14 protein-coding genes are annotated in these 14,650 nt (G+C 40.4%); 5 read left to right on the top strand and 9 right to left on the bottom strand.

Annotation, left to right across the window (positions count from 1 at the left end; genetic code table 11):
* The first annotated feature begins 446 nt into the window (after positions 1-446).
* From BrL25_RS13265 to BrL25_RS13245, 5 genes are all read left to right on the top strand, one after another.
* A complete protein-coding gene (locus BrL25_RS13265) occupies positions 447-1,430 on the top strand; it encodes a glutaminase (RefSeq protein ID WP_026315318.1) in 984 nt (327 codons plus the stop codon).
* A gap of 115 nt (positions 1,431-1,545) precedes the next feature.
* On the top strand, positions 1,546-2,289 hold the full coding sequence (locus tag BrL25_RS13260; RefSeq protein WP_018673531.1) for a hypothetical protein: 744 nt from the start codon (positions 1,546-1,548) through the stop codon (positions 2,287-2,289).
* A 169-nt stretch (positions 2,290-2,458) separates the two neighbouring features.
* Positions 2,459-3,175, top strand: coding sequence for a futalosine hydrolase (locus BrL25_RS13255; protein ID WP_018673530.1), 717 nt, complete (start codon positions 2,459-2,461; stop codon positions 3,173-3,175).
* Entirely contained in the window at positions 3,172-4,029 is an 858-nt protein-coding gene (locus BrL25_RS13250) for a 1,4-dihydroxy-6-naphtoate synthase (protein WP_018673529.1), read from the top strand. The genes BrL25_RS13255 and BrL25_RS13250 overlap by 4 nt, the downstream gene beginning before the upstream one ends.
* Positions 4,030-4,234: 205 nt before the next feature.
* The gene (locus tag BrL25_RS13245; protein ID WP_018673528.1) at positions 4,235-4,795 is read left to right on the top strand and encodes a metal-dependent hydrolase; all 561 of its coding nucleotides are present in this window, start codon (positions 4,235-4,237) and stop codon (positions 4,793-4,795) included.
* Between the two features lie 143 nt (positions 4,796-4,938).
* Here the strand turns inward: BrL25_RS13245 and BrL25_RS13240 are convergent, their stop codons facing one another.
* The 9 genes from BrL25_RS13240 to BrL25_RS13200 form a co-directional block, all read right to left on the bottom strand.
* Positions 4,939-5,631, bottom strand: coding sequence for a M24 family metallopeptidase (locus BrL25_RS13240; protein ID WP_018673527.1), 693 nt, complete (start codon positions 5,629-5,631; stop codon positions 4,939-4,941).
* Between the two features lie 461 nt (positions 5,632-6,092).
* Positions 6,093-7,448: a class I adenylate-forming enzyme family protein gene (locus tag BrL25_RS13235; protein WP_018673526.1), complete on the bottom strand. Its 1,356-nt coding sequence runs from the start codon at positions 7,446-7,448 to the stop codon at positions 6,093-6,095.
* 25 nt (positions 7,449-7,473) lie between these two features.
* Complete coding sequence (locus tag BrL25_RS13230) at positions 7,474-8,622, bottom strand: cysteine peptidase family C39 domain-containing protein (protein ID WP_018673525.1); 1,149 nt, start codon at positions 8,620-8,622, stop codon at positions 7,474-7,476.
* A 31-nt stretch (positions 8,623-8,653) separates the two neighbouring features.
* On the bottom strand, positions 8,654-9,223 hold the full coding sequence (locus BrL25_RS13225; RefSeq protein WP_018673524.1) for a hypothetical protein: 570 nt from the start codon (positions 9,221-9,223) through the stop codon (positions 8,654-8,656).
* 32 nt (positions 9,224-9,255) lie between these two features.
* On the bottom strand, positions 9,256-10,218 hold the full coding sequence (locus BrL25_RS13220; RefSeq protein WP_018673523.1) for a hypothetical protein: 963 nt from the start codon (positions 10,216-10,218) through the stop codon (positions 9,256-9,258).
* Between the two features lie 69 nt (positions 10,219-10,287).
* Entirely contained in the window at positions 10,288-12,000 is a 1,713-nt protein-coding gene (locus BrL25_RS13215; RefSeq protein WP_018673522.1) for a thiamine pyrophosphate-binding protein, read from the bottom strand.
* A gap of 35 nt (positions 12,001-12,035) precedes the next feature.
* The gene (locus BrL25_RS13210; protein ID WP_018673521.1) at positions 12,036-13,226 is read right to left on the bottom strand and encodes an aldehyde dehydrogenase family protein; all 1,191 of its coding nucleotides are present in this window, start codon (positions 13,224-13,226) and stop codon (positions 12,036-12,038) included.
* 40 nt (positions 13,227-13,266) lie between these two features.
* On the bottom strand, positions 13,267-14,382 hold the full coding sequence (locus BrL25_RS13205; protein WP_018673520.1) for a class-II aminoacyl-tRNA synthetase family protein: 1,116 nt from the start codon (positions 14,380-14,382) through the stop codon (positions 13,267-13,269).
* Positions 14,382-14,645, bottom strand: a complete 264-nt coding sequence (locus BrL25_RS13200; protein ID WP_018673519.1) for a phosphopantetheine-binding protein — start codon at positions 14,643-14,645, stop codon at positions 14,382-14,384. The genes BrL25_RS13205 and BrL25_RS13200 overlap by 1 nt, the downstream gene beginning before the upstream one ends.
* Positions 14,646-14,650 lie beyond the last annotated feature (5 nt).

The following is a 14,650-nucleotide window of genomic DNA, read 5'->3' as shown; positions in this document are numbered from 1 at the left end:
CACACTGGCACGGTCATTGGAGCCGTAAGGACGGAAGAGAGGTAGGGCTTTCGTTGTTTTGAGGTTCAAATTGCTATATCTATCTTTTTCCAGATAAAATGTCGTAAGGGAGAAAGAATTCGAATAAGGTTATAAAACACCGACATGAAGTCATGTGGGACAACTACAATATGGAAACCATAAAGCCGCCTATAATGGTGGCTTTTTCTATTTCTTCCATCTCCCTTCCTCTTTTGAGAAAAAATAAGTATTTTACTGAAATATACTTGCTGTTACACAGCTATAACTTTAAAATAGAATTCCACGACACATTGAGTTGACAGATTCCTACCATAATTCATATGAACACGGGAATGTGGGTCATACTAACTGGCAGTGCCCCTGTCTTGGTATGTTATTCAAGTTATTTTTATAATGAAAGGGGAACATCTGAGATGAGCCCAAGTATCTTGGCACCGTCAGAAACAGAGCAACATCAGCAAGTATCCTCTCAATTGTTACATTGGATTGACCAATTTAAAGAAGCAACTTCCCAAGGGAAGTGCGCTGATTATATACCTGCCCTAGGCAATATGAACCCTCATCAGCTAGGCGTTACCGTAATAGGTACAGATGGAACTATGATTACCGCTGGTGATTGTGAGGCACCATTCACATTGCAAAGTATCTCAAAAGTACTCAGTCTGGTCGCGGTATGTATAGAATATGGTATTCCTCATGTATTGCAGCGAGTTGATGCAGAGCCTACTGGCGATGCCTTTAATTCCATTATTCGATTAGAAATGAGCAAACCAGGGCGTCCCTACAATCCGATGATTAATGCAGGAGCCATTACAGTTTCATCCATGCTCGCTGGTGATTCTGTTGCCCAGAAAATGAGTTCACTTAATAAGCTGTTTATCCAACTAATTGGTACCGCTCCCGTGCTAAATGAAGAGGTTTTCGAGTCAGAATGGAATACTGCTCACCGCAATCGAGCTTTGGCTTATTATCTGAAGGATATTGGTTTCTTAGATGGAGATGTGGAGGGTGCCCTTGAGGTTTATTTAAAACAGTGCGCTCTAGAGGTAACGACCAAGGATACAGCTCTGATTGGCTTAATCCTGGCTCTGGACGGCTACCATCCGATTCGTCAGGAACAAGTGATTCCTAAGGACGTAGCTCGTTTCACCAAATCCTTAATGCTAACATGCGGAATGTATAACGCGTCTGGTAAATTCGCTGCCTTTGTTGGTGTTCCAACGAAAAGTGGGGTCTCTGGAGGTATCCTATCCGCCGTACCACCTCGCTATCGTTCCCGTGACTTACCTTTTGCCGATGGTTGTGGAATCGGGATTTTTAGCCCTTCAATCGATGAGGTTGGCAATAGCGTGGCTGGTTCCCTCTTGCTAAAAGAAATGGCTCAGCAATGGGATTTGAGTATATTTTAGACAACGAGAAAAGTAGGTTAGACTCCGATAGATACAATCGGAGTCTTTTTTATGCTACTTTCATACCTACATATACAGAAAATGGTATTATATAAAATAAAAAGGTGGCGGCATTATGGTACGTCAGCGTAAAAATATCCGATCACTGTTACTCCTGTTTGCAATTACATTCAGCTTGCTCGGCTGTTCACAAGATCACCTTCTTCCAACAGTACAAGGAAGTGGATTTGCTAGAAGTGAGCATACCCCTCTCTCTCACAACATTAAAAATGTCACCTATTTCCAGCCAGTAACCCCAAAAGAGATTGCCCCCTATCTGCCTACACAGATGAAGCCTGTAAATCAGCTTATCGATACGTCCAATCTCCCTTTCCCTGTAGGAAAAGAATTAGCCTTTTTAGTAACTTTTCAGCAAGGACATGAAAAAGAGCTTTTCCAGCAAGTGCAACTAACTTATGTAAAAGAAAGAGACGAGTATGATAAAGCCAATAATGAGTTTGTTATCTTACGAATGACCGAGAGTAAAGAAGATCCCTTCGCTACGATAGACAGGACCAATCAACATACTTCTAAATCAGTAGATATAATCGGAAATGAAGTTCGTATCGAGAAAGCCCAAAATGGAGTTCCTCTCTTTCAACACATCAAAACAACACCTAGCTCAATTGTCTATTCCTACTATGAGTGGGATGAATCCGCACTCTCCGTTCACTTACACAATACTGTAGCAGACGAGATTATTTTTTATCATCAAGGGATTTTGTATCAGATCGCTTACTCTGTTAATGAATATAAACGGAATGAGAAGGTACACCAGCAAATGATACAGTTGGCTAAAACGTTAGTAGACAAACAATAACTCCGAATAGAACGCCTTTTAAAGTGTTTCACTCAACGGCTCATCTTTGTATAATTGGAAATAGAAGCTTTTATACGCCTTTCCGATCTCTTCTTTCATAGAAATGATCAGTTTTATATAATCATTCAAAAGTTCACGTTATGGTTTACATGAAAAGGAGATTGTTCACATGAATCAAGATAAACAAGTAGAAATTTCTTCGGGTACATTTGTAAACTCGAACAATCCATCCTCACTATCACTAAAACGTATACTTATCGTCACCTCTGTACCAGCCGAACAAGAAGCGGTAATCCGTGGGTTAAACGGTGCAGAAGGCTTCGATGTTTTAGTAGGTGGCGTTGGTGCAGTCTTTGCCGCAGCTAGTACAGCACGCACCTTAGCAACTACCAAATATGATGTGGTTATTTGTGCTGGCATTGCTGGTGGATTTATAGGTAAAGCGGATGTAGCTTCAGTGGTTGTAGCAAATGAAATGATAGCCGCTGATCTCGGTGCCGAAACCCCTGAAGGGTTCTTAAGTTTGGACGAACTTGGGTTTGGTTCTGTTCGAATCCCTGTAGACATTATGCTGGCAAAGCGTGTAACAGAAGCACTGAAGGTATCTGGTTTGCCAACGCATACAGGTTCAATTCTCACTGTTTCCACAGTAACAGGTAGTGCCGAGACAGCCGCAGCTATAGCCTCCAGAGTAGTGGGGGCGACTGCCGAAGCGATGGAAGGATATGGAGTAGCCACTGCCGCACAGCAATTCGAGATTCCCGTGTTGGAAATTCGCACTATTTCTAATCCTGTAGGTCCACGCGACCGATCTGCTTGGCGTATAAAAGAAGCATTAGAAGCTCTTGAAAAAGTAAGTTCAGTACTTGTGGAGGTGTTACGATGAAAATCGCTTTTTCCCCTTGCCCTAATGATACATTTGTTTTTCATGCGTGGACTCATGGACTAATTCCTGGAGCTCCTACCCTAGATGTTATGTATGCAGATATTGATATCACGAATGGACTTGCTGCTAGTTTCACTGGACCAGAAGTACTCAAAATTTCCTACGCCGCACTTCCTTGGGTATTGTCGGAATACGCCCTGTTGCCATGTGGTGGAGCGTTAGGTAGAGGATGCGGTCCCTTAGTCTTAACGAAAAACTCGTCTGCTATTGATCAACCATCCCACCAACAAGCTGACCCCTCCACCTTATCTGGTAAACGTGTAGCAGTTCCTAGCGAGCGCTCCACTGCTTATCTACTATTCCGTCTATGGGCTGCACAAAATGTACCTGGTGGAGTAGGAGAAATCATTGTAATGCCTTTTCACGAAATTATGCCTGCTGTACGAGATGGTAAAATTGACGCCGGTCTAGTAATCCATGAAGCACGTTTTACCTACCCTTCATACGGTCTTACACTAATGACAGACTTAGGTAATTGGTGGGAAGTGGATACTGGCTTACCAATTCCACTCGGTGCAATCATTGCTCGACGTTCGCTGGACTTGGATGCTATTGCTAGCTGGACTCGCGCATCTGTGGAATATGCCTGGGCACATCCAGAAGCGTCCAGAGAGTATATCATGCACCATGCTCAAGAAATGGACCCAGCAGTAGCGCAAGCTCATATTAATTTGTATGTAAACAAATTTACTGCTGATCTGGGGGAAGATGGCTATGCTGCCGTGACTGCTCTCTTAAGTCGAGCTGCACAAGAAGGACTTGTACCGGAGTTTGATCTGAAGTTATTGCGATAATCGGTTCTCTTACCTAAGTAAAAAATGCTTATTCCTTTAAAAAGTAAATTATTTCAAGAAAGACTGCCCACCTGCAAAGAAATATGATAGTATTAAAAAAGAGAACAAAAGTTCTCTTTTTTAATACGAAGGCTATTCAAAGAGCGGTATCATCTGTCGTACGAGTCATTCCCTCTTTGTTTACAGCAAAAAGAGGGGGGGCATCTTGAAGTATAAAACACATATTGCTTTTTCAACGTTGGCTGGTGTATGTGTAGCGAAGTTTTTGGATATTCCATTCCAAACAGACTATGTGATAGGACTAGCTGTGGGAAGCTTATTGCCCGACATTGACCATCCAAAATCTTACATAGGTAAAAAACTCTCCAAAACATCGCGGATAATGAGTAAAACAGTAGGACATCGCGGACTGACACACTCTCTGCCTTTTTGGCTTTGTTTATTCGCCCTCGGATTCTTTATGAAAGAGAATGTATTTTTAGGCTTGTGGATTGGGTATCTCTTTCATATCGTAGGGGACCTATTAACAGTCGCCGGAGTACCGCTGTTCTATCCCTTTAGTAAAGCTAGAATAAAATTACCTCTAGCTTTTAAAACAGGAGGTCCCGTAGAAAAAGTCGTATTTATCGCTTGCCTTCTGCTCATTGTTGTATCAATGGATGCAAGCATGTTTGCTGAGCTAAGCAGGTCTTTATCCATTCAACTGCAATCCTTATTGAAAATGGTGTCAGAGCTAATCCATTCGTTGCTGGCGAATGAATTGTAATCCCTTACCTGTACGTGCATTTTTGTGGTACAAGCGTAACAAAAAAGAGCGCCTCATTTTTCGTACGCTCTTTTTTGTTATTTTCTTATCGAAAGCTCATTCATTCTTGGCTTATTTTGTTATAAAGTCCAGCCGCTCCAAGGTTATTCGACTGTTAATAACTGCTCAAAAAAACCTCCGATCTCACGCTCACGATCGATAAAATGCACCTCTAAGATCCAATCTCGCGGTCTACCATCCTTATCAGTCTCTCTCATTTCAATATTGTTATCAGCATGAATGTAATTCTCTACTTCATCCCCTTGAATTCGCTCATGCGGGAATTCCCCTATTAGATGACCAGCGTGTGGGCCTCCATATTCCCATCCATACTGCTCAGCGAGACAACACATAAATTCGAACAGCTCACTTCCGGTAATATTTGGTCTTGATAGAAAAAAGTCTTTACCATCCTGCCAAGCCTGAGCAATATCATCACGTAGCTTTATCTTATATGGATCATTTCCAAGCACGTATGTCCGACCAAAATCAGCTTCCCATTCTTCAAAAATCGGGCCAAAATCAAGAAAGATAATATCTTCCTCAGAAATCATTAAGTCCGGTGGATTTTCACGATAAGGGTACAGCGTATTTTTACCCGCTCTTACAATCCGTTTATGCCAATACTTTTTGATTCCATACATTTGAAAGGCCAATTCATAAATTTCTTTATTAACCTGCTTTTCAGTTACTCCACTTCGCAATATTCTCTTCTCTTCTACCTGTTTGAATAATTCCTCTGCTTTTCTTTCCGCTTCACGTAATCCTACATGTCTCTCTTCTGGTGAACGTTGCACAGCTCCTACACCTCTTTCTATCATAATAGAGTAATTGCATAAGCATTATGGCTATTTCACTGAAACAAATCGTAAACAAAGCCCCTGTAATGTAGCGATAATATTTTGTTCAATATGATCATCAATTTCTACGTTCTGTCGTGCAAAAGGAAGTAAAGGTTCATACTTGCCAATCAATACTGAATAGTAGGACTTTTGAATCGGAAGCAACCAATCCAATAGTTACAAAAATTCCGATTAATATATTCAATTTTTCATTTCAAAACCTCAACTCAGATATAATGATTGTAAAAGATTGTTTTTTCTTTTTCTATAGCATTATACTGTTTTCTTACTTATTATCAGATCAAAACGAAAAAAAACAAACTCCTCTAATGTCAGTAGCATAAGAGGGGTTTGTCGATAGTCTGAACCGTCATTTCTCCATGAATGACGTCCCAGTTCCTTTTCCTTACAAGTGTCTACACGAAACTTCCTTGACCAAATCGGACTTCTGCTATCGCTTGTAGTTGATTTCGATCCGTCTTTCCGTTAGCTAGGACCGGTAAATCAGGAATCATTTCATAAAAACTCGGTCGGGAAGGCTCGTCTACTCTATCTTTTACAAATAGGTCTATATCTCTTTTCGTAAGAGACTCATCACCCACCACAAAAGCACACAATCGATTGCCACGTGTTGGATGGGGAATTCCCACAACAGCTACGTCTCTTATTCCATCGTGTTCTCTTATGGTTCTTTCTACATATTCTGGGCTGACATTATATCCATTGACAATAATGATATTCTTTTTTCTTCCCAAAATAGTCACGTACCCTTGCTCATCTCTGATTGCCATATCACCAGTAGACAGCCATCCATCGTTAAGCATCGAGGCATCTACTTGTCCATCGGCATAATACCCTAACATTATAGAAGGGCTTCGAACCCACAACTCTCTATCCTCAGAAAAGCGAATTTCCGTTCCAACAAGTGGTTTGCCAACCGTTCCGTAACAATAATCATAAGGGCGATTCAGTGATACATTAGGACCTGCTTCCGTTAATCCGTAACCATCCAATATGGGAACACCTGTCATCTTCACCCACTGTTGAACGAAGGCATGGGTAAGTAAATCGCCTCCACATCCCCATCCCTTTACTCCTATATCTACAATCCCTCTCTGCTCTTTTAATAGATAAGGAAGCATAGATTGATAAAAGAAAGGAGCGCTTTCTACCCACCCAACCTTCTGTTCCTGTAGCACGGTAAGTATAGATCGAGGACGTAAATTAGCAGGAATGACCAAATCCATGCTATTTTGTTCCAAAACTCCCACAATACTTAATCCATATGCTCCCCAAAGTGGCAATGTGAAAAGAAGTCGTTCCCCCTCCTTATACTTGAATACTTGTGTCGTCTCGCGTTTCTGATATTCAATTCCCTCTTTACTCCATGCTACATATTTAGGTATCCCTACAGTAGAGCCTGAGGTTCTGCAAATGAGGGCGGTGTTACTAGGCATATCCCTTTCCTTTACCAAGGATAATCTCTCAATTTGTATCTTGTAATGATCGCTCGTATAGCACACATAGTCAGCTCGAACTATCTCCAGCTGTTTGTCTAATTCGGCTACCTTTCCTAGCATGACAGGAACCGCTTGTAGTTCTTTGCATGCATAATAGGAAATTAACCAAGAGATGGGCTCATGAATAGCGATTGCAACCAAATGACCCGCAGAAACTCCCAGACGATTCATACTAACCATAAGCTGTTCTATTTCTTGTTTAATAAGGGCTGTATAGGATGTACTGCCAACAAAAACCTCATAATTAATCAAGCCGCTTCTTCCCTTCCTTGGGAGATCATATTTGGATTGTTTTTATGGGTTCTACTAAGGAAATATGAGAATGTCTGTGAAGAAATTCAATAAAAAATTGATTCTCTTGCATCCCCACCTGCTCTACTGACTCAATTGTTGTTGTTAAAAACTTTTTAAGTGGCGACTGTCGCATAATATGCTTCATCAGACCAATGTTGGTAACTTCCCATCGTTTTACAATCTTCTCAAACTGGGCCAATTCCTCCTCATAAACAGAACCGTATAGCATTACCAAATCTTTAAGCAAATCCAGATAGTAGTAGCGCATCAGTTTTATTTCCAGAACAGCTTGGCCATAATCAGAAAGATGACCTCCATTCAGTTGATCATCATATTTATAGGAGCTCAAATCCTCTACTAGCTGATTAATTGCGCTTCTTCCAAAGTAATGTGTGTCGTTACCTTCTCGAACGATGAGCCCCCGAGTATACTCAAAAGCAACTGTAACAGCTACACTCTCCATCAGTTTCATTACGTCACTCTTACCTATTTTGCAAATTTCATGGAGCTGTAGCATTTGAAACTCTTTTTTACCCTGTACTTTCGTATTTTTTTCTAATTGTTTAATAGCCCGATCTCCACGCCAGCAGGCTTCAAAGTCTTGAAGCTGTATACTCCCAACATAATCTCCTGGGACACCATCATAAATCAATGCCTTTTGCTCATCTATCCCATATACAGATATCCAATGCTTAGTAATTCCGGGGTGAAGACTATTGTAATCCATCAGATACTTATCACTATGATAATATTCGCTGTAAGGCAGGTGAAAATATGTAGCACCAATCAATGAAAGATGTTTATTTTGAATATTATGAAGAATAGCCAGCTTCCCTTCCTCATAGGTTCTAAACGACATGTTCTCTATTTTATAGCCCATATGCTCTGGACTGACTCCATAGCCCAGCTTACTTAAACGGAAAGAATCTATATATTCATCCCATAAACCATATCTCATGTTAATTACATCTTTTTTCTTAGAATAAACCGTTACGCTATACATCTCTATATTGGGATGTAAGCTAAGAAAGCTAGTCATTCCCTCATGCCTTAATCGCTCATGCAGGATGACGTGAAGGCAAATGGAATAATACGGAGCTTTCCTTTCTGGTTCAAATGGTCGTATTTTCATTGCTGTACGCTTCCTTTCCAACGTGTAGGCTCTATACGTTACACAGGGTAAGAGCAATTACAATCAGATATGGATTTCTTGGTAGTATGACTTGCTTGATGTGCTCTGAATGTCGAAGAGCTACTTTCTGCAACCAAATGGTTCTTGGGAGTTCAGTAAGAATCATGTTCTCTACATAATAGGGTAGAGACATTGCTATCTGTTCTCCAAACAGTGGTGTTCCAGTTTTATACTGTTTCCAGTTAGTTAAACCAAATCGCGCCTCTTCCTCCATTCCATCCACATATTGAATTGTAAATTTATCCTGATAATCGCCAAACAATGAAAAACCTAGGAAAGCTAAGGTTTGAAAGGAATTTGGAGCGTTTACTTCAATGATTTGGCCATCACAACTTATAACATCATTATCAACCGTTTCAGTTAATGGGAAGGCAAAAGGAATTCCTTGGTATGAAATTACTTCATCGCTTGGAAATATCTCTCCCGGAATGCTACTGTGTACATGATCCAACTGAGCATCCAGCGTTGGGTCTTGGTTTGATACTCCCTTTGCATTGAAAACGGATGCCAAACCAATTATATGTGCCTCTGTCATACTCATTGTTCAAGCACCTCAATCGCTTTTCTATCAGTCTAGAAATAGGTAGTTAACTTTTCATAAACTTCTTTTTCTTTTTCAATGATTTTATCGACCCAATCAATCTGTTTTTGGAAAGTAGTGCTTCCCGTAACCTTCGCCTTAATCAAATAATTTCGAAACACAGCCCACATATTTACTGTCTCTTCTACTAAAGTAATAAGTGCTGGATCTATCTCGTTGCGTACAGGGCTTGTTTGGTCTTGATCTGCATATAAAACAAACTCTAGAAAACCATCCCGATAGTTTATTACTCGTTTTAACATGTCAAATATTTTATCCAGATGAATTCCTAAATCTTTCCCATGCAATATCATATCCTGCTGACAAGCAAGCAATGCTTTTTGTCCGCTGAGATAGCCCTCATATCCAGGATCAGTACCAGTAATTTTGTCACAAACGGACCTAAATTGCTGTTGAAGCAATTCCTCGCTGATTTGTAAGGATGGTTCGGTCAATGTAAAGCTGTACCTACCTTCTACTTCATAGGCTTGCTTGGTAGGTTCGATCGGGAACCAATCTGAAAATTCATATGGCCACAAATCTGTTATATAAAAAAGCTTAGATGCCGAATCATAATCTTGAATTAAAACAAAATGAGAGAAGATTTCCATATCTGTATACCATGGAAAGAATCTACCATCCACAACAGTAAAAAGCTGTCGATTTTGACTGATAGTTTCTTTGACCACATCCAATAGCTCACGCTTTTCGTAATGAAGAAATTCTGCCTTGTAAATTTTTTGTAACGTACCAGGAAAAGGTATCAATACCTCTTCCTTTGCTGCTGTGAAATCATCAATGCTTCGATAATAAAATCCCCATCTGTCGGACAGTAGCCAATGATACGGCACTCCAAATCCTTGAATATAAGAACAAATGAGATACTCTAAGCAATCTAAAAATTCCTTTCGCTTGTTATACATGACTGGATGGTGTGTCGGAATAGCCAGATTCATGGGATTCCTCCTAGCTTATTTGGACATCTACATACATTGTTTCCATTCGAACGCTCCCATGAGACATACTTATTGTTCTTTGTCTCCATATTGCATCATCACTGTAATTGGCAAGTCTTGATCCCAGTTAACCACTAATTCTAGCAAAGCAATCTTATTTTGTTCTGTATACAGCCTTGCTTCTTTTAATGCCTCTTGGTATTCATTTGACGTAGTCAATTTTTTATAATAACCGCCAACCGATTGAGCCAAAGCAGCATAGTTTAGCTCTATTTGAAAGCAACAGCCTATTTCCATTTCACTCATGCTTTGCTGAAATCTTGGCCAAGAAAATCCACCATTATTTATCACTATAAAAGTGATACCCAATTGATGCTCGACAGCACTACCCACAGCTGAGTATCCCATTTCAAACGAACCATCCCCGAGTAAGGCAATAACATGTGCTTTTCTATCAGCAATCTTCGCTCCTAAGGATATGCCCATCGGTAAACCCAAGGCTGTTTGTTCACCGGGAACAACTGTACGACTGGGCGGAGCAACCGTATAAACAGGATACGAATATCCCCACATATCATGTAAACCATTATCCTGAACCAAAACGACATGCTCTCCAAATTCATGCTCGATTCCCTTTAGCATACTTCTTACAGGTGCCTTTATGTCTTCTATTTCTGCCCAAACTGACAGAGCTTCTTGTTTTACTTCCTGCATTCTTTTTATCCACTCATTTTTGCTATTGGTACCACAATCCATATTCTCGCATGACATTCGCCATAAGTTTTGCAGAGAAAGCTGGGCATCCCCAAGTAGCCTGTAATCGGCATGAACCGAACGCTCTAGCGACTCATAATGGCAATCAATATGTACAAAGCATGTATTTGATAGGGCTTCCTTCCAACCCATCAAAGCTGTTTCCTCTAATTGAGTTCCAATCGCTATAATCATATCTGCTTCGAAAAGGAGCTTCTTGATTTGTGGTAACGTATACAGCCCTACATTTCCAAAAGCATAAGGATGTCTCTCATCTACGATTCCTCTTCCAGATGCTGTAGTAAAGATGGCTAATCCATGTGCCTCTGCTAAGGAGATTGTTAATTCAGACACGAATGGACGATGTTGACATCCCCCTCCTAACAGGATGATAGGACGTTTTGCTTTCGTTAGCTGATTGAATACATTACGCATACTTTGTTCTTCTGGCTGAGAAAAAATAGGGCCTTGCTCATCAAGGTTCTTTTTATCAGCAGAGAACGATCCACTACCTAGCTCCTCCCATGTGAGATCATCTGGAATTTCAAGATAGACTGGACCCGGTTTTCCATTAACAGCTACAAAAACAGCTCGTCGCAAAGCCCAAATGGCTTTCTCTGGATGCTCCACACGATAGCACCATTTCGTCACAGGTTGCATCATAGCAATAGAGTTGGTTTCTTGAAAGGCTCCTTCACCGCGCATGTTCCGTGCTGTGGCATTTGAGATAACTATTAGGGGTACAGCAGCAGAATATGCCTCTAATACACCCATTATGCAGTTTGCAATTCCAGGTCCCGGACTGGTAACTAGCACCGCTGGATTCCCTGACACCTGAGCATGTCCCATTGCCATTCCAACCGCTATCCGCTGGTCGCGTGCCGTGAAAATATGTAGTCCCTCTTTTTTATATGCGGATTCAATTAACCCTGCACCATCTCCCACCATACCAAACAGTTTGGTTATGCCTTGCTCTACAAGTACACTCGCATAAGCATCCCAGATCGTCAGACTTTTTATTGCCTCCATTACTTCACATCCTTCTATCGTTATGGATTATGTAGTTATTTTCTACCAAATACGGCTGATACTTCTTTGGAGATTAAAAGAGGACGACTAGTAAAATTTCCTTGGTGACACACATAATTCGCTTGTAAACCATAGCCACCAAACGGATGATTTCCATTTTCAATATCATATAAGCTCAAATTCTCTGAAACGATATGGGTAGAGCGTAATTTTTCTACTAGCTCTGGCACTCCAAAAACAGAGGCTCCAAGAGTACTCTCTACACGTTCAGGCGCATGTAACCAATCCACTACCTCTTGTTCATCTCGATAGGTTACAACATGAAAGATTGGGCAGAAAAACTCAATAACCTCACCAATTTTTTCAAGGGGGGACACGACAACAGTCGGCTCTACATAATTTATGGACAAATCCACTGCTCCACCATAAACAATACGGTCTTTCATTTGTGTGAGATAATCCTGTGCCTGCTCGGACAATCCCTCGTAAAATAACGGAGCAATTACATTCCCCGGTACATTTCGTTTACCAATCTGCAATTCTTTAATCTCCTGAATCAATGTAGCTAGAAAACGCTCTTTCATGTTCTCGTGGACAAAATAAACGTTGGGGCACATACAATCCTGTCCCGAATTATAGACACGAGCAGCTACAGCTCGCTTGGAAGCATCTTCTATATTTGCTTTTTCTCCAATGATAAATGGATTAATTCCAGCTCCGAAATACAAGAACAAAGCTTGTGGATATGTTTGTTGTACCTTCAAACTATTTTCATAATTCCCAGTAAAGACAACTACATCTGATTGCCCTGCCTGTTCTCTAAATTTCCGTTGGGAGATGGGGAGTAGTTGGGATGGTATATCTGCCTGCTTCATCAAGAAATCATGAAGCTTTACCATTGTAGATAAAGCCTTTGTAGAGGGTCTGATCAAGATTTCCTTGCAAAATAAACTTGGGATAGCGGCATATAACACGTAGGAGTACAACAAAACATTTGATGAATGATAAACTGCAATTCGATCAATAGTAGGGGGATTGTAACGCTCCACTTCCTCTTCAGCTCCAAGCAAAGTCGCGATGGAAGATTCGATCTCAGCCTCAGCACTATCATAAGTAGCAATCTCCGTCAAAATATCTAGCAGCTCTACTTTGTTCGTTCGAATTCCTGAGATAAGCTTGTCCAATCGTTTTAATTGCACGTCTCTTTCCTTTGTAGCAAAAATCATAAGTAGTAAGCCTCCTTCTATTTATCAACAGTAAAAAAATTTATATATCCAAAATTTCTCTTATCTGAATAGGCCATTCTTGAAGTTGAGTACCATACACAACCAGCAAGGCATATACCCATCGGTCAATCCCAAAAGCTACGCAACCTGAATGCAATATCGAACCATTTGGTTCCGTAATACCAAACTCTTTACATAGCGTGTCTTTCACATTATTAAAGGAAGCAATTGAAAAGCTACCTGTGTCAGTTGAAATAATCAGCTCATATTTCATGTGAGCCATCAACTGATACTGACTTTTCTCAGCGTGATGAGGAAAATAAAAAGGATCATGTGCCGTCTCTACATAACCACTAAATCCTAATTTAACAAATAATTTCCATATTAAATCTAAAAAAAAGGACCTGGTTTCCTCTACAAAGGATTCATTTCCCATAAAAACAAACTCTCTCATTCTAAAATTATGAAGTCGATGTTTTCCCAGACGCCATGGAGCCTCATGCCGGAAACAAACCCCTTCTGTACTAAGTAACAATGGTTCATGCAAAGTCTGATTGGAATACTCCTCATAGCAATGAAAACATAGAGCTGGCGAAAGAAGATGCTCACTGCAACGAATATGTTCTTCATAGTTATCTGTTTGACCAACCTGATTAAGCACTTCATACTCATGAGGAAATTCGGCAACCACATATAGGTTTTGTGGAAAGTTTTTCACATACTGACATTTTTCCAGTGTCTGTCTTGGAATTAAAGAAGAATAAATTCTCGCCCTTGCCTGTTTAGATACTGCGTATTCCGTAAAAAGGCGCTGTAATGCCTCATACAGAGTAACGGCAGACTCTTTTCGAACCAACTCTGAAAACTCTGCTAGCATTTCTTCCTCATTGACTCGTACTTTTGTGATGTCTCCATCGGTCTTTCGAATGATTCGATTAGGAAAAGATCGGATACTCTTTTGTTCCTCTATCATGGTTTGAATAACCTGATCAATATGTGTTTCTTTACTTTTGTCGACGATGTCAATTTCAATTTGCTTTGTTTCAGGATAGAAGGAACAATGGGAAATCCCCTCAAGACTATACATTAATTTCGAAGTAATCGCTTCTGCTTGCGATTGAGAGAGGGTTCCAGCTACATGATACTGTTTTTTCATTAGCACTCACTCTTTTCTGTATAAACTACTTGCTCTGATTGTCGTTCATTAATTAAACCAGTTATTTTCTCCAGAGTTCGAAAATTTGCCAGTAAGAGATCTTCCTCACTGAACTCCAGATCAAATGCTTGCTCTAGTGCAACTATTAAGCGAATCGTAGTCATGGAGTCTAAACCCATTTTGGTTAGGTCATCACATTCAGCAATAGGTTCCTTGATCTCAAGCATGTCTTGTAGGATGGTACGTATCGTAGCTTCTGTCATTTCCT

The organism is Brevibacillus laterosporus DSM 25, assembly GCF_002706795.1.
Classification (GTDB): domain Bacteria; phylum Bacillota; class Bacilli; order Brevibacillales; family Brevibacillaceae; genus Brevibacillus_B; species Brevibacillus_B laterosporus.
The sequence above is the reverse complement of the archived record's forward strand: the minus strand, read 5'-3'. Positions and strand labels throughout refer to the sequence as shown.

Excerpts from the sequence above, each read along its gene's own strand:
- BrL25_RS13260 (WP_018673531.1), top strand. The coding sequence starts at position 1,546 with ATGGTACGTCAGCGTAAAAATATCCGATCACTGTTACTCCTGTTTGCA.
- BrL25_RS13255 (WP_018673530.1), top strand. The coding sequence starts at position 2,459 with ATGAATCAAGATAAACAAGTAGAAATTTCTTCGGGTACATTTGTAAAC.
- BrL25_RS13250 (WP_018673529.1), top strand. The coding sequence starts at position 3,172 with ATGAAAATCGCTTTTTCCCCTTGCCCTAATGATACATTTGTTTTTCAT.
- BrL25_RS13230 (WP_018673525.1), bottom strand. The coding sequence starts at position 8,622 with ATGAAAATACGACCATTTGAACCAGAAAGGAAAGCTCCGTATTATTCC.
- BrL25_RS13225 (WP_018673524.1), bottom strand. The coding sequence starts at position 9,223 with ATGAGTATGACAGAGGCACATATAATTGGTTTGGCATCCGTTTTCAAT.
- BrL25_RS13220 (WP_018673523.1), bottom strand. The coding sequence starts at position 10,218 with ATGAATCTGGCTATTCCGACACACCATCCAGTCATGTATAACAAGCGA.
- BrL25_RS13215 (WP_018673522.1), bottom strand. The coding sequence starts at position 12,000 with ATGGAGGCAATAAAAAGTCTGACGATCTGGGATGCTTATGCGAGTGTA.
- BrL25_RS13210 (WP_018673521.1), bottom strand. The coding sequence starts at position 13,226 with ATGATTTTTGCTACAAAGGAAAGAGACGTGCAATTAAAACGATTGGAC.
- BrL25_RS13205 (WP_018673520.1), bottom strand. The coding sequence starts at position 14,382 with ATGAAAAAACAGTATCATGTAGCTGGAACCCTCTCTCAATCGCAAGCA.
- BrL25_RS13200 (WP_018673519.1), bottom strand. The coding sequence starts at position 14,645 with ATGACAGAAGCTACGATACGTACCATCCTACAAGACATGCTTGAGATC.